At 67.2% G+C, this 19,379-nt stretch carries 16 protein-coding genes; 9 read left to right on the forward strand and 7 right to left on the reverse strand.

Features of this window, described 5'->3' with window-relative positions; translation table 11 throughout:
- Positions 1-139 precede the first annotated feature (139 nt).
- From ccsB to ACZ2IA_RS01045, 3 genes are all read right to left on the reverse strand, one after another.
- Entirely contained in the window at positions 140-1,324 is a 1,185-nt protein-coding gene (gene ccsB / locus ACZ2IA_RS01035; RefSeq protein WP_470290840.1) for a c-type cytochrome biogenesis protein CcsB, read from the reverse strand.
- Positions 1,324-3,342, reverse strand: a complete 2,019-nt coding sequence (locus tag ACZ2IA_RS01040; protein WP_470290693.1) for a cytochrome c biogenesis protein ResB — start codon at positions 3,340-3,342, stop codon at positions 1,324-1,326. Before ACZ2IA_RS01040 ends, ccsB begins: the two co-directional genes overlap by 1 nt.
- Before the next feature lie 115 nt (positions 3,343-3,457).
- Complete coding sequence (locus tag ACZ2IA_RS01045; RefSeq protein ID WP_470290694.1) at positions 3,458-4,072, reverse strand: c-type cytochrome; 615 nt, start codon at positions 4,070-4,072, stop codon at positions 3,458-3,460.
- 90 nt (positions 4,073-4,162) lie between these two features.
- Here ACZ2IA_RS01045 and yihA point away from each other — a divergent pair, with 90 nt between their 5' ends.
- Positions 4,163-4,807: a ribosome biogenesis GTP-binding protein YihA/YsxC gene (yihA, locus tag ACZ2IA_RS01050; RefSeq protein WP_470290695.1), complete on the forward strand. Its 645-nt coding sequence runs from the start codon at positions 4,163-4,165 to the stop codon at positions 4,805-4,807.
- A 226-nt stretch (positions 4,808-5,033) separates the two neighbouring features.
- Here the strand turns inward: yihA and ACZ2IA_RS01055 are convergent, their stop codons facing one another.
- From ACZ2IA_RS01055 to ACZ2IA_RS01065, 3 genes are read right to left on the reverse strand one after another with little or no spacing between them, the layout of a single operon-like run.
- On the reverse strand, positions 5,034-5,870 hold the full coding sequence (locus ACZ2IA_RS01055) for a septal ring lytic transglycosylase RlpA family protein (RefSeq protein ID WP_470290696.1): 837 nt from the start codon (positions 5,868-5,870) through the stop codon (positions 5,034-5,036).
- A 35-nt stretch (positions 5,871-5,905) separates the two neighbouring features.
- Positions 5,906-6,370 (reverse strand): tRNA (cytidine(34)-2'-O)-methyltransferase, encoded by a 465-nt coding sequence (locus tag ACZ2IA_RS01060; protein WP_470290841.1) that lies wholly within the window; start codon positions 6,368-6,370, stop codon positions 5,906-5,908.
- A gap of 40 nt (positions 6,371-6,410) precedes the next feature.
- Positions 6,411-7,133: a phosphoribosyltransferase family protein gene (locus ACZ2IA_RS01065; RefSeq protein ID WP_470290697.1), complete on the reverse strand. Its 723-nt coding sequence runs from the start codon at positions 7,131-7,133 to the stop codon at positions 6,411-6,413.
- Positions 7,134-7,186: 53 nt separating this feature from the next.
- Here ACZ2IA_RS01065 and bioB point away from each other — a divergent pair, with 53 nt between their 5' ends.
- From bioB to ACZ2IA_RS01105, 8 genes are all read left to right on the forward strand, one after another.
- The gene (gene bioB, locus ACZ2IA_RS01070; protein WP_470290698.1) at positions 7,187-8,170 is read left to right on the forward strand and encodes a biotin synthase BioB; all 984 of its coding nucleotides are present in this window, start codon (positions 7,187-7,189) and stop codon (positions 8,168-8,170) included.
- 83 nt (positions 8,171-8,253) lie between these two features.
- Positions 8,254-9,408, forward strand: coding sequence for an 8-amino-7-oxononanoate synthase (bioF, locus tag ACZ2IA_RS01075; RefSeq protein ID WP_470290699.1), 1,155 nt, complete (start codon positions 8,254-8,256; stop codon positions 9,406-9,408).
- Between the two features lie 213 nt (positions 9,409-9,621).
- Complete coding sequence (locus ACZ2IA_RS01080) at positions 9,622-12,450, forward strand: bifunctional diguanylate cyclase/phosphodiesterase (protein ID WP_470290700.1); 2,829 nt, start codon at positions 9,622-9,624, stop codon at positions 12,448-12,450.
- Entirely contained in the window at positions 12,422-13,039 is a 618-nt protein-coding gene (locus tag ACZ2IA_RS01085) for a class I SAM-dependent methyltransferase (protein WP_470290701.1), read from the forward strand. Before ACZ2IA_RS01080 ends, ACZ2IA_RS01085 begins: the two co-directional genes overlap by 29 nt.
- A 23-nt stretch (positions 13,040-13,062) precedes the next feature.
- Positions 13,063-13,830 carry a pimeloyl-ACP methyl ester esterase BioH gene (gene bioH, locus ACZ2IA_RS01090; protein ID WP_470290702.1) on the forward strand — a complete coding sequence of 256 codons (768 nt, stop codon included), beginning with the start codon at positions 13,063-13,065 and terminating at the stop codon, positions 13,828-13,830.
- A complete protein-coding gene (bioC, locus tag ACZ2IA_RS01095) occupies positions 13,827-14,741 on the forward strand; it encodes a malonyl-ACP O-methyltransferase BioC (RefSeq protein WP_470290703.1) in 915 nt (304 codons plus the stop codon). Before bioH ends, bioC begins: the two co-directional genes overlap by 4 nt.
- Before the next feature lie 50 nt (positions 14,742-14,791).
- Positions 14,792-15,712 (forward strand): patatin-like phospholipase family protein, encoded by a 921-nt coding sequence (locus tag ACZ2IA_RS01100; protein ID WP_470290842.1) that lies wholly within the window; start codon positions 14,792-14,794, stop codon positions 15,710-15,712.
- Between the two features lie 110 nt (positions 15,713-15,822).
- The gene (locus tag ACZ2IA_RS01105; protein ID WP_470290704.1) at positions 15,823-16,488 is read left to right on the forward strand and encodes a glutathione S-transferase family protein; all 666 of its coding nucleotides are present in this window, start codon (positions 15,823-15,825) and stop codon (positions 16,486-16,488) included.
- Positions 16,489-16,555: 67 nt separating this feature from the next.
- Here ACZ2IA_RS01105 and ppc read toward each other — a convergent pair whose 3' ends face one another.
- Positions 16,556-19,267, reverse strand: coding sequence for a phosphoenolpyruvate carboxylase (ppc, locus tag ACZ2IA_RS01110; protein WP_470290705.1), 2,712 nt, complete (start codon positions 19,265-19,267; stop codon positions 16,556-16,558).
- Between the last annotated feature and the right edge of the window lie 112 nt (positions 19,268-19,379).

Raw genomic sequence — 19,379 nt, forward strand, 5'->3', positions numbered from 1 at the left:
TGCCGGGCCGCCGCGCGGCGGTCAAAGCCTGCGTCGGCCGAGGGCCTGAAACGAGCAACCCTGGCGCGTCGCAGGACACCGCCGGGGTCGAAGGGGTCAAGGTTGGCCGAAGCGTTCGGCCAACCTTGGTGGTAACGGCTTACAGGCCGCCGTAGGAGTGCAGGCCCGACAGGAACATGTTCACGCCGAGGAAGGCGAAGCTGGTGACGAACACGCCGATCACCGCCCACCACGCCAGCGGCTCGCCGCGCCAGCCCTTCACCAGGCGGATGTGCAGCCAGGCCGCGTAGTTCAGCCAGACGATCAGCGCCCAGGTCTCCTTCGGGTCCCAGCTCCAGTAGCCGCCCCAGGCGTCGGCCGCCCACATCGCGCCGAGTATCGTCGCGATGGTGAAGAACAGGAAGCCGAGCGCGATCGCCTTGTACATCACCTCGTCGATCACCTCGGCGCTCGGCAGGCGGCGGGCGAACCAGCCCGGCTGCGCGCCGTCACCGGCCGACTCGGCGCGCTTGGCGTCGCGCAGCACCAACAGCTCGGCGATGCCGAGCATCGCCGCCATCGAGAACGCGCCGTAGCCGACGAAGTTGGCCGGCACGTGGATCTTCATCCACCACGACTGCAAGGCCGGGATCAGCGGCTGGATCTCGTGCGCCTGGCGGTCGAAGGTGTACCAGAGGATGAAGCCGACCGCCGCGGTGATCACCAACAGCACGAAGGCGCCCATCTGCCGTGCGGCGAACTTGGCCTCGTAGTACAGGTACATCAGCGAGGTGATCAGACAGAACAGCACGAACACTTCGTACAGGTTCGACACCGGGATGTGGCCGACGTCGCTACCGATCAGATAGCTCTCGTACCAGCGCACGAACAGGCCGGTCAGGCCCATCGCCGCCGCCGCCCAGGTCAGGCTGCTGCCCATCTTCTGCAGCGTCTCGGAGCGGCGGATCAGCCCGGCCCAGTACACCAGCGCGGCGAGGAAGAACAGCGTGCACATCCACATGATCGCCGACTGGCTGGACAGCGCGTACTTGAGCCAGAACGCGCTCTGGCTGCGCGTGAGATCGCCGTGGTACAGGCTGATCGCGCCGAGCGCCAGCGCACCGGTCAGCGGGAAGAACACCCGCCACGCCTTCCAGAACCAGCCGAGCGCGACCAGGCCGAGCGAGGCGCCGGCCAGGATCGTCACCTCGTAGTAGTCCAGCACCTCGCCGTACAGCACGTAGGTATACGCCGCGGCGGCCAGCACCATGAGCGCGTAGCCCCAGTCGACGGCCGACAGCCGCTTCAGGAGCGGGGGATTTTCGTAAGAGTGAGCCAATTCCATCATGCGTCTCGCACCAGCTGATTCAGGGATTCGGTATGTCGCGCAAAATCGCGATCCAGGTCGCGGTTCGGGCGGTTCGAGCTCATCGCCACGCGCAGGCGGTCGCCGTAGCACAGCACCCACAGGCGCACTTCGCGTACGTAGAACATCAACAGGATGCCGATCACCAGCAGCAAGGCGCCGAGGTAGACCAGGTTCTTGCCCGGGCTACGGGTCATCTGCAGGCCGGACGCCTGCACCTGCTCGAAACCGGTCAGCTGCAGGAACACCGGCGCGCCGTAGTCGTTCAGGGCGCTGACGCCGACCAGGCTGTCGAGCAGGAAGCGGTAGTGCCTGGCGTCGGCCGGCAGCGGTTTCAGGCCGGCACGCGCTTGCGCCACGTCCATCACGTCGACCACCGCGCCTTGCAGGATCTTCACATAGGTCTGCGCCACCGCCTGGCGCTTGTCGGCCGGCACGCGCTCGTCGAGGAAGGTCTCGAGCGCGCTGAAGCCGCCCTGCGCGAAGCGCGCCAGCACCCAGGTCACGCTGCGCTGGAACTGCTGCTGCATCGCCGGGCTGATCGCCTGGCCCTGCAGCGCCTTGGCGGCGGTGCGCGCGGCGATCTGGTCGTACAGCGCCGGGTCGAGCAAGGCGGTGCGCAGCCGCATGAAGGTGTCGATATTGCCGTCGTCGTCGAGCGGCAGACGCAGAAACTGGAACGGCTTGGCCACCTCGCTACGCACGCCGCTGATCAGGTAGCTCGCGTCGTCCTGCGCTATCGGCGCCATGTACTGCTGGTACTCGCGCGCCTGGCCCTGGGCGTCGCGCAGCTTGAAGGTGATGCTCGGGCCGACGTTCTTCAGCGCCTTCTCGCGCTTCACCTCGCGCGCGTCGTGCATCCGGTCGGCCAGCGTCTTGGCGTCGTTCTGCGCGCCGCCCATGCTCTCGATGTTGAACACGCGCAGCTCGCCGAATTCCAGCTGGTAGTCGCGGCCGTTCGCCGTCAACGGTTGCGAGGCCAGCGAGGTGCCGCGCAGCGTCACCGGCGCCATCGCCGGCTGCGCCAGGTTCCAGCCCGTAAGCGTGAGCGGCGAGCCACCATCGCCGAAGCTCGCCTGGTAGATCGCGATGCCGTCGACGATCAGCGGGTGGTTCACCTTCACCGTCGCCGGGGTCTCCTTGCCGGTCTTCTTGTCGGTGACCACGATGTCGCTGGCGAACAGTTTCGGCATGCCGTTACTGTAGTAGCCGACATAGAACTTCTTCAACGTGACGATGAACGGCAGCTCCTGCACCAGGTAGCCGTTGCCGGCGTTCAGGAAGATCACGTCGGCGCTCTTGTTCTCGGCAATGGTAACGTTACCGCGGAACGACAGGTTGCCGGCCGACAGACGGCTCGGCTCGGGAATCTGGCTTTGCGGGATGTCGCGCGTCTCCGGCACGATCCGGCCGGCCAGCTCGCCGAGCTTCAGCGGCAGGTTGCCGTCGAGCAGGCCGCCGATACAGATCACCACCATCGCGATGTGCGCGCAGAAGTAGCCGAGCTTGTTGGCCGAGCCCTTCTTGGCGGCGAACAGCGTCGCGCCGTCGTCGCGCTCGCGCACCTTGAAGCGGAAGCCCTCGCGGCTCAGGTAGGCGGCCAGCGCCTCGGGCTTGACGGTGCCGTGGAGCTCGACGCTGTGCTTCATCGCGGCGAGCGACACATTGCTCGCCTTGTCGCGGAAGCCCTTCATCTCCTTGAGGAAGCCCGGACCATTGCGCGTGATGCACAGCGCGGTCGACAGCACCAGGAAGGCCAGGATCACCAGGAACCAGCCGGAGTGGTACACGTCGTAGAGGCCGAGCGCCTCGAACACGCGGAACCAAAACGGGCCGAACTCGAAGGCGTAATTGGGGTACGGTTCGTTCTGCTTGAGCACCGTGCCCACCACCGAGGCGATCGCCAGGATGGTCAACAGGCCGATGGCAAAACGCATCGAGCTCAACAACTCGAACAGGGAAGAACCAAAACCGGCCTGGCGTTTGCTTGTTTTCATCTATTTGTACGGCACAAAAAAAGGGAAGCCCCGAGCGGGCTCCCCTTTTGAGTAACACGGGGCACGAAAGTTGCGCCCGACGCCGCGCCTTGCGGCGCGGTCAGCCACGCGCGGCTTAGCGCAGGCCGGAGATGTATTCGGCCACCGCCTTCATCTCGGCATCGCTCATCCGCGACGCGATGTCGGACATCACCGGGTTCTTGCGCTCGGTACCGGCCTTGAAGTTGTTCAGCTGGGTCAGTACATAAGCGGCGTGCTGGCTGCCCAGGCGCGGGAACTTGTCCGGGATGCCGGAACCGGCCGGGCCGTGGCAGGCCATACAGGCCGGCACGCGGGTGACCGGGTTGCCGACGCGGTAGACCTGCTTGCCGAGCGCCATCTGCGACTTGTTGTTGGCCTCACGCGGCTTGATCTTCTGCGAGCTGAAGTACGCGGATACGTTCCACATGTCGTCATCCGACAGCGGAGCGGCCATCCCCATCATCACCGGGTTTTTGCGCGCATTGCCTTTGAAAGCCTGGAGCTGATCGTGAATGTACTTCTGGTGTTGGCCGGCCAGTGCCGGGTAATTCGACCCCGCGCTGTTGCCATCGACACCGTGGCAGGCGGCACACACCTGATCCACGATCAGTTTGCCCTTTGCCGGGTCGCCTTGGTATACCGGGCTGGCCGCGAAGGCGCTGCCAGCTACGGCGGCGGCGGCCAGCGCCAAGAGCATCTTAGGTTTCATGGTCGCTCCTTAGGAGAATGCGGTAACTGTCAGCAAGAGTGGCAATTCTAAACCTGCTATTCTATACCAACTGATTTCAGCCTTACTACTATGTCTATCTTTCAGAACGCTACATTTTATACCACTGTCAATCACCTGAAAGATCTGCCGCCGACTCGCGCCGAAGTGGCGTTCGTCGGCCGCTCCAACGCCGGCAAATCCAGCGCGATCAACACGCTGACCAATCGCACCCGGCTCGCCTACGTCTCCAAGACCCCCGGCCGCACTCAGCACATCAACTTCTTCGATCTGGGCGACGAGCGCTTCATGGTCGACCTGCCGGGCTACGGCTACGCCCAGGTACCGGAACCGGTGCGCGCCCACTGGGTGCAACTGCTCGGCCGCTACCTGCAGAGCCGCCAGAGCCTGGTCGGGCTGATCCTGATCATGGACGCGCGCCATCCACTCAAAGACCTCGACGTTCGCATGCTCGACTTCTTCGGCGACACCGGCCGGCCGGTGCACATCCTGCTGTCCAAGGCCGACAAACTGTCGCGCCAGGAGCAGGCCAAGACGCTGGCCCGGGTGAAAGAGGCGCTGGCCGAGCGCGCCGAACGCCAGCCGGTCAGCGTGCAGCTGTTCTCCAGCCTGAAGAAGCAGGGCATGGACACGGTGGAACAGGTGGTCAACGACTGGTTCGCGCTGGCCGACGAGACCGCCGCGCCGCACGACGAGGACGACAGCAACGCCGGTTGAGCCGCGACGGGAACTTTACCGCACGGGGCGTGCACTAAGTACGCAGGCGTCATTATGGCGCCTCCCGCTACCCTCCCTGAGCGGGTGCCTTGATCTGACATTGAGGCGCTTCTGACCCCGGCCCGCCCCGTTGCGGGACCGGGGTTTTTTTACGTCCCGACCAGCCACAAAAAAAGGCGAGGAACCTGAGTTCCTCGCCTTTTTACATTCGATGGTCAGACCCCGCTTAACTGGAGGTCACCTGAGCGGTCACGCTCAGTTCGGCCGCGGTCTTCTGCGCCTCGGCCGGGTTGTCGAACGGCCCCATGCGCACGCGGTAGTTGCCCTGCTGGTTGACGATGGCAAGCTTGGCGTCCTGCTGGCTGTCGAAGTGGCCGACCAGCTCCTTCAGCCGCGACTCGGCACTGGCAAGCTTCGAGAAGCTGCCCAGCTGCAGGTAGACCGGCTTGAGCTCGGCGGCGCGCTCGTTGTGCGCCACCGCTTCGCCACCGGCCGCCGGCCAGACGCGCTCGATGCGCACCTTGGCGCTGCCGTTCTTGACGAAACCGAGCTTGTAGGCGGCCGCGTACGACATGTCCATCACCCGATGCGGGTGGAACGGACCGCGGTCGTTGATCTTCACGATCACTTCCTTGCCGTTCTGCAGATTGGTCACCCGCGCATAGCTCGGGATCGGCAACGTCGGATGCGCCGCGGTCATCGCGAACATATCGTAGCGTTCACCCGAGGTGGTCTTGCGACCGTGGAACTGCTTGCCGTACCAGGACGCCCGCCCCACCACCTGGTAGGGTTTGGCGCTGGTATCCGGACGGAAGCTCATGCCCATCGCGGTATACGGGCGGTTGGCGGACCGGATGAGCGGCTCGTTCTGCGGGACCGCGTCCGGCACCAGCTCCAGGTTCACTGGAATGTGCGCGGCCGGGCCGTCTTTCTGGAAATAGGCGCCTTTATTGCTGGCGACCTTCTTGGGCTGACTGGTGGCACTGGCGGGTTTTACGGTGGAGCAGGCCACCAGTACCAGACTGAGAAAAGCTAGCCACAGCCATCGGAGAACAGGTTTCATATACCTCCCTTATGCTGTTGTGCCAACGGTGAACGTCAACTCCCTCCAATGAAGCCGGTTTGGCGCCAGGCTTCGAACACTGTCACCGCCACGGCGTTGGACAGGTTCATGCTGCGGGAATCCGGCCGCATCGGCAGCCGGATCCGGCGCTCGGCAGGAAAGCGTGCAAGCACGTCTTCCGGCAGGCCGCGCGACTCGGGGCCGAACAGCAGTACATCCCCGGGGAGGAAAGCCACCTGGTCATGACGGGTGGCACCCTTGGTGGTGGCGGCGAAGATCCGGCGCCCTGACAACGCGGTCAGGCAGGCGTCGAAGTCTTCATGAACCACCAGCCGGGCATACTCGTGGTAATCGAGTCCGGCCCGACGCAATTTAGCGTCGTCGAGCGGGAAGCCCAGCGGTTTGACCAGGTGCAGTTCACAGCCGGTGTTGGCACATAATCGAATCACATTGCCCGTGTTGGGCGGGATTTCCGGCTGGTAAAGAACTACGGTAAACATTGATAGCGAGGCGGATTGTTCCAAGGAATCAAACGCTTGGTCAAGTTTTAGAAAAAATGGCCCGTGCCAGCACTCTGGCGTCGACCCGTTTTGCCCCCTGTTTTTTCAGCACCAGCGCCAGCGCCGAGAGGGTCGATCCCGAGGTGGCAACGTCGTCCACCAGCAGTACGTGAAGCCCTTTTACGGCAGGGTCTACGCCAAAGGCATCACGCAAATTGCGGCGCCTTTCGGCCAGCGTTAAACGGGCCTGCGGCGGGGTGTTGCGTTTTCTCCACACTCGTGTCGCCGAAAACGGGCTGGCCAGTGTAGCAGCGAATGCACGCGCCAGCACCTCGCTCTGGTTGAAACCGCGTTCGGCCAGCCTGGCCGGCGCCAGCGGCACCGGCAGCACCAAGTCTGGTTTTTCGCCGACGTTGGCAACATTTAGCGCGAATAATTGCGCCATCACCCCGGACAATTCGTAACGCCGGCCGTATTTCCAGGCGTGCAACAACCCGGCCAGCGGGAAATCGAAGCGCAGGACGGCGTCGAGCCGGTCGAAAAACGGCGGCAAACGCTGGCATTGACCGCATGACGGCGCCGCGACGGCGAGCGGCAAGGCGCAATGCGGACAGCTCAGACCACTAAACCACGGCAGACCGTCTTGACAAACAGCACAAAGTCCATTAAGCGCATCTCGACTGCCACACAACGCGCATTGCTGCTCAAAAAATGGGCAGTTGTTAACAAATCGATCCAGCAGGTTTGACAGCGTAGGGGGCATCGCGCAGCATCACTCGCAGTGTTCTTAAACCTTCATAGACGACAATTATTGATATGTCTTCAAATCAGATCGTTTTCCAGCGCCCGGCCACCCCGCACCGCGAGTCCGGCCAGTGGTCGGTCGGCGAAGTCGAGGCGCTGTACGCGCTGCCGTTCATGGAACTGGTGTTCCGCGCCGCCGAGGTGCATCGCCAGTATTTCGACCCGACCCGGGTGCAGCTGTCGACGCTGCTGTCGATCAAGACCGGCGGCTGTCCGGAAGACTGCGGCTACTGCCCGCAGTCGGTGCACCACGACACGCCGGTGCCGAACGAGCCGTTGATGACGGTCGACCAGGTGGTCGCCGCCGCGCGCGCCGCCAAGGCCAACGGCGCCGGGCGTTTCTGCATGGGCGCCGCCTGGCGCGGCCCGAAGGATGCCGACCTGGAACAGACGCTGGATATGGTGCGTCAGGTCAAGGAACTGGGGCTGGAGACCTGCGCCACCTTCGGCCTGCTCAAGGATGGTCAGGCCGAGAAGCTCAAGGGCGCCGGCCTCGACTACTACAACCATAATCTGGACACCGCACCGGACAAATACGCCGACATCATCCAGACCCGCGACTACGAGGACCGCCTAGACACGCTCGGCAAGGTGCGCGGCGCCGGCCTGTCGGTGTGCTGCGGCGGCATCGTCGGGCTGAACGAGACGCGCGAGGATCGCGCCGGGCTGATCACCCAGCTGGCCAACCTCGAGCCACAGCCGGAGTCGGTGCCGATCAACAGCCTGGTGAAGGTGGAAGGCACGCCGCTGGAGGACGCCGAAGAGCTCGACTGGACCGAGTTCGTGCGCACCATCGCGGTGGCGCGGCTGACCATGCCGGAGAGCTACGTGCGGCTGTCGGCCGGCCGGCGCGGCATGCCCGAGGCGATGCAGGCGCTGTGCTTCCTCGCCGGCGCCAACTCGATCTTCTACGGCGACAAGCTGTTGACCACCGGCAACCCGGACGTCGAGGCCGACCGCGCGCTGCTGACCAAGCTCGACCTCGCGCCACTTTAAACCCGCGTCATTCCTATCCACCGGTTGGCCGAAACACTCTCTATATAATGAGACGGTTTCGGCCAATTTTTCATGAGGACCCCATGCGCCCCAACCAACTGGCCGATGCGCTGTCGGCGCTGTCCGACACGCACCGCTACCGCCACCGCGCTCTGCTCGACAGCCCGCAAGGCACCCAGCTCGTCATCGACGGCCGCGAGTTCATCTCGTTCGCCAGCAACGACTACCTCGGCCTCGCCAACCACCCGCGCCTGATCGCAGCGGTCCAAGAAGGCGTGGCGCGCTGGGGGGTCGGCGGCGGCGCCTCGCACCTGGTCGCCGGCCACTTCGGCGCGCACGAGGCGGCCGAGGCGGCGCTCGCCGACTTCGTCGGCGTCGAGGCGGCGCTGCTGTTCTCGTCCGGCTACGCCGCCAATCTCGGCGTGCTCACCGCCCTGCTCGACCGCCACGCCACCGTGTTCGCCGACAAGCTCAACCACGCGTCGCTGAATGACGCGTGCGTATTATCGCGTGCGACTTTTAAGCGATTTAAGCATAATGACCTCGAGCAGCTCGCCGAACAGCTCGAACAGAGCCCCGCCGGCACCCGGCTGATCGCCGTCGACGCGGTCTACAGCATGGACGGCGACGAGGCGCCGCTGGCCGGCCTGCTCGCCTTGGCCGAACGGTTCGACGCCTGGCTGTACCTCGACGACGCGCACGGCTTCGGCGTGCTCGGCGACGGCCGCGGCAGCTTCGGCGAATGCCCGGCGCTCGCCGGCTCGGAACGGGTGATCGGCATGATCACGCTCGGCAAGGCCGCCGGCGTCGCCGGCGCCGCGGTGCTCGGCTCGCGTCGGCTGATCGACTGGCTGGTGAACCGCGCGCGCAGCTATATCTATACGACCGCGCAGCCGCCGGCCTTGGCCTGCGCGGTCAGCGCCAGCGTCGCACTGCTGCGCGAGGAGGGCTGGCGGCGCGAACGCTTGTTCGAACGGGTGCAACAATGCCGTGCGATGCTCGGCGCCGGCCGATTTACGCTGGGCGACTCGCGCACGCCGATCCAGCCACTGGTGATCGGCAGCGACGCCGACGCGCTGCGGGTGGCCGCAGCGCTGCGTGAGGCCGGGCTGTGGGTGCCGGCGATTCGTCCGCCGACGGTGCCGGAAGGCAGTGCGCGGCTGCGCATCGCGCTGTCGGCGGCGCACAGCGAGGAGGATTGCCGACAGCTGGCCGACGTGCTGCAACAATTCGAATAGGGGCCCCGATCAGCCCTGTGCCGTGCTCGGTGCCGATCGGGGGATGTCGGACGGGCGATTTGGACACAGGGGGTGCGGCGCTGCCGCCCTGCTACGCACGAAGAGCCGCGAGCAAGCCCCAGGGCAACGACGCCGGAGATTTATTAGCGACGCTAAAGAAAGCTCCCGGTCTGTCGTAGTGTGTATATATGCGGAAAGCGCCACGATCATTCGATGACAAGCACGGCTGATAACCTGATAACGCCGCCGGCCGCGCTCGACAAAGCCCTGGCGATGCTGGCCCGCCACGGCTCGCTGTCGGCCCTCGCCATCTGGGCGCAACGCGGCCAACGCTGGCTGCGGCTGGCGGCGCTCGGCCAGGCCGACGCGCTGCCCAGCGCCGACGCGCTGCAGGCCGGCTTGGCCGCGCCACCCGACGGCGGCGCGCTGCCGCTGCGCGAAGCGGAGCAGACGGTCGGCTGGCTGGTCTGGCGCGGCCAGGCCTGTCCCGACCTCGATGCGCTCGCCGAGCTGTTGGCCGGCCACTTGCTGTGCGTCCGGCTGCGCGACGCGCTGACCGTCTCCCGCCTGTCCCACGAAATCCTGCTCGACATCAGCCAACTCGGCCACCAGTGCGGCCACGCCGAGGAACTGGCGCAGCAGTTCCTGCGGCGGCTGGAGCGGCTGATGGACGCGCAGCACTGCTACATCGCACTGCTCGACGACGAGCACGCCGCGCTGCGCTTTCCGTTCTACCGCGACGAGCGCCATCCGCTCGACCCGGCCCAGCCGGCCGCCGACGCGCTGCCGCCGCGGCTGGTCGGCCACCTGCTGCAGTCGGGCCAGCCGCTCTACTACAGCCGCGACGCACTGGTGCGGCTGATCCATGAACAGGGCTGGCCGTGCCCGCCGCACGCCCCGCTGCCAGCCAGCGGCATGGCGGTGCCGCTGGTGAACGCGCTCGGCCAGCCGGTCGGTGCGCTGGTGCTGCAGCGCTACCAGGGCGAGGCGCTGTCCACCGCCGAGCAGGCCAGCCTGCTGCTGCTGGCCCGCCACCTCGGTTTCGCGCTCGACACGCTGCGCTACCCGAGCCAGCTGGAGCGCCAGGTGCAGTGCCGCACCAGCGAACTGGAGGGGGTCAACGCCCGGCTGCGCGCCGAGGTCGCCGACCGCCAGCACCACGAGCGGCTGCACGGCGTGCTGTACCGGATCGCCGAGCTGGCCAACACCAGTCTGTCGCTGGGCGCCTTTCTCGCCGGCCTGCACCGGCTGTTGGCCGAACTGATGCCGGCCAGCCACTGCCTGGTGGCGCTGTACGACGCCGGCCAGGACCTGCTGAGCTTCCCGTACAGCTCGAGCGCCGGCAGCACCGCGCCGCGCCGCCCGGGGCGCGGCGCGATCGAGCAGGTGCTGCACAGCGGCCGGCCGCTGCTGACCACCAGCAAGACGCAGGGCGACGGCAACCCGATCAACTGGCTGGGGGTGCCGCTGTTCAGCGAACACAATCTGTTGGGCGTGCTGGCGGTGTCGAGTGACGACAGCACGGTGCGCTTCAGCCTGCGCGAGCAGGAAATCCTCGAATTCGTCGCCAACCACATCGGTGCGGCGCTGTCGCGGCTGCGCGCGCTCGAGGCGCTGCAGGGCTCGTACGCCGCGCTCGAGGCGCGGGTGCGCGAGCGTACCAGCGAGCTCGACGCGGCCAACGCCCAGCTCAAGTACGACAGCCTGCACGACCCGCTCACCAACCTGCCCAACCGCGCCTACTTCGCGCGAACGCTGCGCGAGAGCTGGGAGCAGTTCATCGCCGGCGGCCACCGCTTCGCGGTGCTGTTCATCGACCTGGACCGCTTCAAGCGGGTCAACGACACGCTCGGCCACCTGGCCGGCGACCACTTGCTGTTCGAGGTCGGCGCGCGGCTGCACCGCTGCCTGCGCCAGACCGACTTCCTGGCGCGGATCGGCGGCGACGAGTTCGCGGTGCTGCTGTCCGACGTGAAGAGCTTCGACGACTGCGAGCCGATCGCGCGGCGCATCGTCGCCGAGTTCGAACACCCGGTGATCCTGCACAGCCGCGAGGTGTTCACCTCGGCCAGCGTCGGCGTGGTGCTGGCCGACCGCGACCTGTACCACCAGGCCGACGACCTGTTGCGCGACGCCGACCACGCGATGTACCGCACCAAGCAGCAGGGCCGGCACGGCTACACGCTGTTCAACCACGCGCTGCGCCGCGACCAGGCCGACCAGCTGGCGCTGGAGTCGGAGCTGCGCCGCGCGCTCGAGGAACAGGACCAGCTGATCCCCTACTACCAGCCGTTCGTGCACGCGATCAGCGGCGAGCTGGTCGGCTTCGAGACGCTGGTACGCTGGCGCCACCCGGAGCGCGGCATGCTGTCGCCGGCCACCTTCCTGCCGGTGGCCGAGGAAAGCGGCCTGATCGTCCGGCTCGACCGCTATATGATCGAGGCGGCCTGCCGCCAGCTGACCCGCTGGCAGCTGACCGGCCGGGTGCCGGCGTCGCTGGCGCTGCACATCAACCTGTCGTCGACCAACTTCCACGACCCGGGCTTCGTCACCTGGCTGACCCAACTGGTGCGCCAGCTCGACCTGCCGCCCGGCACGCTGTACCTGGAGATCACCGAGAGTGCGCTGATCGACGAGCCGGACACCGCCGCGATGGTGATGGCGGCGCTGCGCAAGCTCGGCGTGCGCCTTGCGCTCGACGACTTCGGCACCGGCTACTCGGCGCTTTCGTACCTGCACCGCTATCGCTTCGACAAGCTGAAGATCGACCGCGCCTTCGTCAGCGAGGTCGACAGCAAGGACGAGGCCGATGCGATCGTGCGCGCCATCCTGGCACTGGCCGAGGCACTCGGCCTGGAGGTGGTCGCCGAGGGGGTGGAAACCGAGGGCCAGCTGCGCCGTCTAAGTGAAATGGGGTGTCACACCCTGCAGGGTTTCTACTTCGCGGCGCCGGCACCGGCCGAGCAACTGGACTGGTCGCGCCTGGCGACGCCACTCGTCAAGGTGGCCGACCATGTCGCACCCGCTTGCCAGCCAATTTAACCGCTTGCGCTACAACTTCTACGCGCCGTTCTACGACCGCGTGGCGGTGGTGTTCGCCGGCCAGCGGCGGCGCGCGATCAACCTGCTCGAGCCGCTACCCGACGAACGGTTGCTGATCGTCGGCGCCGGCACGGGTCTCGACCTCGACTTCCTGATGCCCAGCCAGCGGCTGACCGCCATCGACATCTCGCCCGGCATGCTCGCGAAGCTGCAGGCGCGCGCCCGCACGCTCGGCCTCGCCGTCGAGGCGCGGGTGATGGACGGCGAGAAGCTGGCGTTCGCCGACGGCGAATTCGACGCGGTAGTGCTGCACCTGATCCTGGCGGTGATCCCCGACCCGGTCGCCTGCCTCAAGGAAGTCGAGCGGGTGCTGAAGCCGGGCGGCCGGGTGGTGGTGTTCGACAAGTTCCTGCCCGACGCCGGCCATGCCGGCCTGCTGCGCCGTTCGGCCAATCTACTGACCCGGCTGATCGCCACCGACATCAACCGCCGGCTCGGCGACATCGTCGCCGCCACCGGCCTTACCAAGATCCACGACGAAACGGCCGGCCTCGGCGGTTTCTTTCGCATCGCGCTCTTGCGAAAATAGCGTTTTGCCCGCATCTTGCGCCGATGAGCTGTTTTGTTGAAACGCTGGGCCGCGGCCCGGACGTGGTGCTGCTGCACGGCTGGGGACTGCACGGCGGCGTGTTCGCCCGGGTGGCCGAACAACTGGCCGATAGCTACACGCTGCATCTGGTCGACCTGCCCGGCCACGGCGCCAGCCCCCTCCCCGCCGGTCCGTATACTGCCAACGCGATCGCCGACCAGTTGGCCGAGCAATTTCCACTGCCCTTGCATCTCGTCGGCTGGTCGCTCGGCGGCCTGATCGCCCAGCACTGGGCGCACCGCCACCCCGACTCGGTACGGAGCCTGGCCCTGGTGTCGACTAGCCCGCGCTTCGTGCGCGACGAGAGCTGGGACCATGCGCAGCCGCGCGCGCAGATCGAGGCGGTCGGCGCCAGCCTCGACACCGCGTTCGAGCTGACGCTGGAGCGCTTCCTCGCCTTGCAGACGCTCGGTGCCCCCGCGGCGCGCGACACACTGAAGGCCTTGCGCGAGCTGCTGTTCTCGCACGGCCGCCCTCAAGGGCTGGCACCCGCGTTACAATTGCTGCTCGACGCCGACGCGCGCGCCATCGCGCCCGAGATCGGCTGTCCGACCGCGCTGCTGTTCGGCGCGCGCGACATGATCACGCCGATCGGCGCCGGGCGCTGGTTGGCCGACGCGCTGCCGGACGCCACCCTGACCGAATTTCCGCAGGCCTCGCACGCGCCGTTCCTGTCGCACGAGGCCGAGTTTCTGGCGGCGCTGCGCCGCCACCTGGACCACCACGCATGAGCGAAGCCTTTTACACCGACAAGGCGCGGGTGCGCGCCGCCTTCGAGCGCGCCGCCGCCAGTTACGATTCGGCCGCCGTGCTGCAGCGCGAAGTATCCGACCGGATGGCCGAACGGCTCGCCTACATCAAGCACGAGCCGGCGGTGATCCTCGACGCCGGCAGCGGCACCGGCTACGGCGCCGCGCAGCTGCGCGAGCGCTACCCGGACGCGCGGGTGATCGAGCTCGATCTGGCCGCGGCGATGCTGCAGGCGTCGCGCGTCAAGCAGCAGGACGGCGCCGGCTTCTTCGGCCGACTGCTGGGCAAGGCGCGCTCGCCGTGGCAGGTATGCGGCGACCTGGAGGCGCTGCCGCTCGCCGACCAGAGCGTCGACATGATCTGGTCGAACCTGGCGATCCAGTGGGTGAACGTGCCGGACTCGGTGTTCGCCGAGTTCCGCCGCGTGCTCAAGCCGGACGGCCTGGTGATGTTCTCGACGCTTGGCCCGGACACACTGCTGGAATTACGCGCGGCATTCGCCGGCGTCGACGGCGCCACCCACGTCAACCAGTTCATCGACATGCACGACCTGGGCGACGCGCTGGTGCGCACCGGCTTCGGCGAGCCGGTGATGGACATGGACAAGATCGTGCTGACCTACGACGACGCGCGCGGCGTGATGCAGGACCTGAAGGCGATCGGCGCGCACAACGCCACCGGCGGCCGCGGCCGCGGCCTGATGGGCAAGCACGCCTGGCAGCAGGTGTGCGCCGCCTACGAGGTGCGTCGCCGCGACGGGAAACTCCCGGCGACTTATGAAGTCGTATACGGGCACGCCTGGTTCGGCCGGCCGAAGCAGAAGGCCAACCTGTTGCCCGACGGCCGCCAGGTGATCGAATTCGCCAAGCCCGGTCAAGCACCGCGCCGATGATTATCTTTATGAGAGCATGCCCAGGCCGGCGACCCCGGCCTTTTTCAATGATGAAATCACTGTTACGCCCTATTACCCTGTTGGCCGCGCTGACGCTGGCCGCCTGTACCTCGACCACCGCACCAACCCCGGTCGCCCCTCCCACCCCGCCGGCCGAGGTGAAACCGCAGCCGAAACCGAAGATCGCGCTGGCGCTCGGCGGCGGCGCCGCCAAGGGCTTCGCCCACATCGGCGTGATCAAGGTGCTGGAAAACGCCGGCATCAAGGCCGACATCATCACCGGCACCAGCGCCGGCGCCTTGGTCGGCAGCCTGTACGCGTCGGGTCTGAACGGCTTCCAGCTGCAGCTGAAGGCGGTGCAGCTCGACGAGACCAACCTGACCGACTTCAGCCTGTCGAGCGACGGGGTGATCAAGGGCGAGGCGCTCGCCAACTACGTCAACCGCCAGGTCGGCAACCGCCCGATCGAGAAACTGGCCCGGCCGTTCGCCGCGGTCGCCACCGACTTCGATAGCGGTGCGCGGATGGTGTTCAAGACCGGCAATACCGGCCAGGCAGTGCGCGCGTCGGCAAGCATCCCGAACGTGTTCCAGCCGGCGGTGATCAACGGCCGCCGCTACGTCGACGGCGGCCTGACCAGCCCGGTGCCGGTCAGCGCCGCGCGCGAGATGGGCGCCGACTTCGTGATCGCGGTCGACATCTCGGCGCGACCACGCGCCGGCAGCGGCGGCGGCTTCCTGGCGATCCTCGACCAGAGCCTCAACATCATGAGCGTGCCGATGCTGCAGCACGAACTGAAGCAGGCCGACGTGATCATCCGCCCGCAGGTGCAGCACATCGGCACCACCGGCTTCGCCCAGCGCAACCAGGCGATCCTCGAGGGCGAGAAGGCCGCCGCTCAGGCGGTGCCGATCATCAAGAAGCTGCTGGCGCAGAAGGCGCAGCAGATGACACTGACCGCCGCGCGCTAAGAGACCAGTACGATGACAGCACGCCGCCCACCCGGGCGGCGTTTTTTTTTGCGCCCAATCCCGTTGGCATTCGTGCTACAAAGAGGCTTCCCCCCGATGGAGAGTGTCCGATGATCACCCTGTACGGTGCCGCGCTGTCCCCCCACTACAACAAGGTCAAGATCGCCCTGATCGAAAAGGGCGTGAACTTCCAGGAGCAGTTCACCCCGCCGTCGCAGGAGCCGGAGCTGCTGGCCAAAAGCCCGATGGGCAAGATCCCCTTCGTCGAGATCAACGGCGAACCGTTGGCCGAATCGTCGGTGATCCTCGAATGGCTGGAAGACGCGTACCCGACTACCGCACTGCTGCCGCCGACTCCGCTCGGCCGCGCGCACGTGCGCGAGCTGACCGCGCTGTTTGAACTCTACCTGTACACCCCGGGTATCCCGCTGAGCAGCCACCTGATGTGGGACAGCCCGCTCAGTGCCGAGCAGCGCGACGAGGCGCTGGCGAAGATGCGCCGCGGCGTCGCCGCGCTACTGCGCCGCGCCAAGCTGACACCGTGGCTGGCAGGCGACGGTTTCACCTTGGCCGACGTCAGCGCGGCGGCGATGCTGCCGGGCCTCGTCGAGTCGACCCGGTCGCTGTTCGGTGCTAGCCTGCTCGACGAGTCGGCCGAACTGAGCGCGCTGTTCAAGACGCTAGGCGAGCGCCCCAGCGTGGCGCGCTGCTGGGCCGACCGCGACGCCGCCGTCATGCGCTTTCGCGAGTGGCGCAAACAGCAGGCGGCCGGCTGAGCCGACACAAAAAAAACCGGCCGGGGATAACCCGGCCGGTTTTTTTTCTAGCCCTAGCGCGAGCGAATCAGCCGCTGTTGCGCAGGCCGGCGGCCACGCCGTTGATGGTCAGATGGATCGCGCACAGCGCCTCGGCGTCGTTGGCGTCCTCGCGCAGCCGGCGCAGCAGCTCGACCTGCAGCAGGTTCAGCGTGTTCAAATACGGCAGCCGGATCGCGAGGCTGCGCGCCAGCGACGGGTTGTCCTGCAGCAGTCGGGTCTGGCCCGTGATCGCGAACAAGGCGTTCTGCGTCTGGTTCCATTCGGCCTCGATCGCGCCGAACAGCCGTTCGGCCAAGCTCTGGTCGGACACCAGCGTGGCGTAGCGGCGCGCGATCGCGAGATCCGCCTTCGCCATCACCTGCTCCATATTCGACAGCACCACCTTGAAGAACGGCGAGCTGCGATAGAGGCTCTGCAGGCGCGCGAGGCCGGCATCGCCGTGGCGCGCCAGGAACGCCGACACCGCCGAGCCGAAGCCGAACCAGCCCGGCAGCATCAGCCGCGCCTGCGACCAGGAGAACACCCACGGGATCGCGCGCAGGTCCTTGATCGAGGTGAGGCTCTTGCGCGACGCCGGACGGCTGCCGATGTTGAGCTTGGCGATCTCGGCGATCGGGCACGCCTCCATGAAGTACTGCATGAAGCCGTCGGTCTCGACCAGCGCGCGGTAGGCGGCGAACGCGTCGCCGGACAGCTCGGCGAACACCGACTCGTCGGTCTCGCTGCCCGCCGCGCCGGTCAGGCTCGCCTCCAGCGTGGCGGCGACCAGCGCCTCGAGGTTGCGCGCGCCGTTCAGCGTGTCGGCGTACTTGGACGCGATCACCTCGCCCTGCTCGGTGATGCGGATCCGCCCGGCCACCGACCCGGCCGGCTGCGCCATGATCGCCTCGTACGACGGGCCGCCGCCGCGGCCGACCGAGCCGCCGCGGCCGTGGAACAGCTGCAGCTTGACGCCGGACTTGGCAAAGCTCTGCACCAGCCGCTTCTCGGCCTGGAACAGTTCCCACTGGCTGGTGAGGTAGCCGCCGTCCTTATTGCTGTCCGAGTAGCCGAGCATCACTTCCTGCAGGTCGCCACGGCTTTGCAGCAGCTGGCGGTACCACGGCAGCGCGAACAGCGCATCGATCACCACGGTGGCGTTCTGCAGGTCGCCGATCGTCTCGAACAGCGGCACCAGGTTCAGGCGCGCGCGCGGCGTGCCGTTTTCGAGCCGGATCAGCCCGGTTTCCTTGCACAGCAGCGCCAGCGCCAGGATGTCGCTGACGGTGGCGCAGTTGGAGATGATGCTCTGGCTGATCGCGCCCTCGCCGAACACGTCCTTGACGCGGTTCGCCTCGCGGAAGATCGCCAGCTCCTTCTCGGTGTCGGCGCTGTACGACAGGTACGGCGAGTACAGCAGCCGCGGCGTGGCCAGCTCGCGGCTGAGCACCCGCACCCGTGCCGCCTCGTCGAGCGCACCGTATTCCTCGAGCCCGGCCTGCGCAAACAGCTCGGCGACCACCGCGGCGTGCTTGTCGGCATGCTGACGCAGGTCGACCGGCATCAGGTAGAAGCCGAACACGTCGATGGCGCGGATCAACCGGCTCAAGCGGCCCTCTTCGGCCAACATCGCGCTGCCGTTGGCGCGCAGCGAATCGGCCAGCACCGCCAGATCGGCGGCGAACGCCGCCGCGTCCGGGTACGGCTCGGCGGCCGGGTAGCGACCGCGCGCGGCCAGCCCGCGCACCGCCGACGCGCCGGCCAGGCGCGCCTCGATCCGCGCCAAGGCGCGGCGGTACGGTTCCTCGCGACGCGCCTCGGCCTGGTCGGGCGAGGCGTCGGACAGCGCCTGCACGTCGGCGCTGACGCTGACGCGACGGCTGGACAGCGACAGTTCGCGGTACAGCCCGGCCAGCTCGTAGAAATAATGCTCGAACGCCACGTCGGCCTGGCGGGTGATCGCATGGCGCAGCACGTCGGCGTCGACGTTCGGGTTGCCGTCGCGGTCGCCGCCGATCCAGCTGCCGACCTTGACGAAGGACGGCAAGGCCGGCGCCTCGCCCCAGCCGGCGCGGATCTGCTTTTCCAGCCGCTCGTACAAGCGCGGCAGCGCTTGGAAAAAGGTCAGCGGGTGGTAGGCGACGCCGTTCTCGATCTCGTCCTTCACCGTCATCCGGAAGTGGCGGATTTCCGAGGTCTGCCACAAGGTCAACAGCACACGTTTCAGTTTGGCGGTCAGCTCCTCGCGCTCGTCGTCGGTCAGGTCGTCGCGGTTGAGCTGGCACAGGAAGGTGCGCACCGCGCGCTGGCCGTCCAGCACGCTCTGGCGCTGCACCTCGGTCGGGTGTGCGGTCAGCACCGGCACCACGCTGGCGTCGGCCAGCGTGTCGGCCAGCCGTTTCAGCGTCACGCCGTCCTCGCGCAGCTTCTGCAGCGCGCGCTTCAGGCTGCCCTGCTGCGGCGCCGAGCCGGCCAGCTTGTGCGCGCGGCGGCGGCGGGCGTGGTGCAGGTCTTCGGCGATGTTGTACATCTGCGCGTAGAAGCCACAGGCGCGCACCAGCGCGGTGGTGTCCTGCGGCGGGAGCGTGGCGAGCCGGCCGGCCAGTGCGTCGGCGCTGGCGCCGGCGTCCGGCAAGGCGGCGAGTTCCGCGCGGATCGCCTGGCCGCTCTGTTCGGCCAGGATCTCGGCCAGCAGCGCGTCGAGCCGCGCCAGGTCCTGCTTGAGCGGCAGGTCCTTGTCCAGTGCTTGGTGAGACATCTATTTCCCCGATATGGCTATGGTTATGAAATGGTGTGAAAAGCGGTCAGGCAAGCCGCCGCTCGCGGCGCTTGCCGCAGCTTGCCTGACGGATCTCCGGGCGACTATCGAT

It is taken from the genome of Crenobacter sp. CS_VA4 (assembly GCF_055597485.1).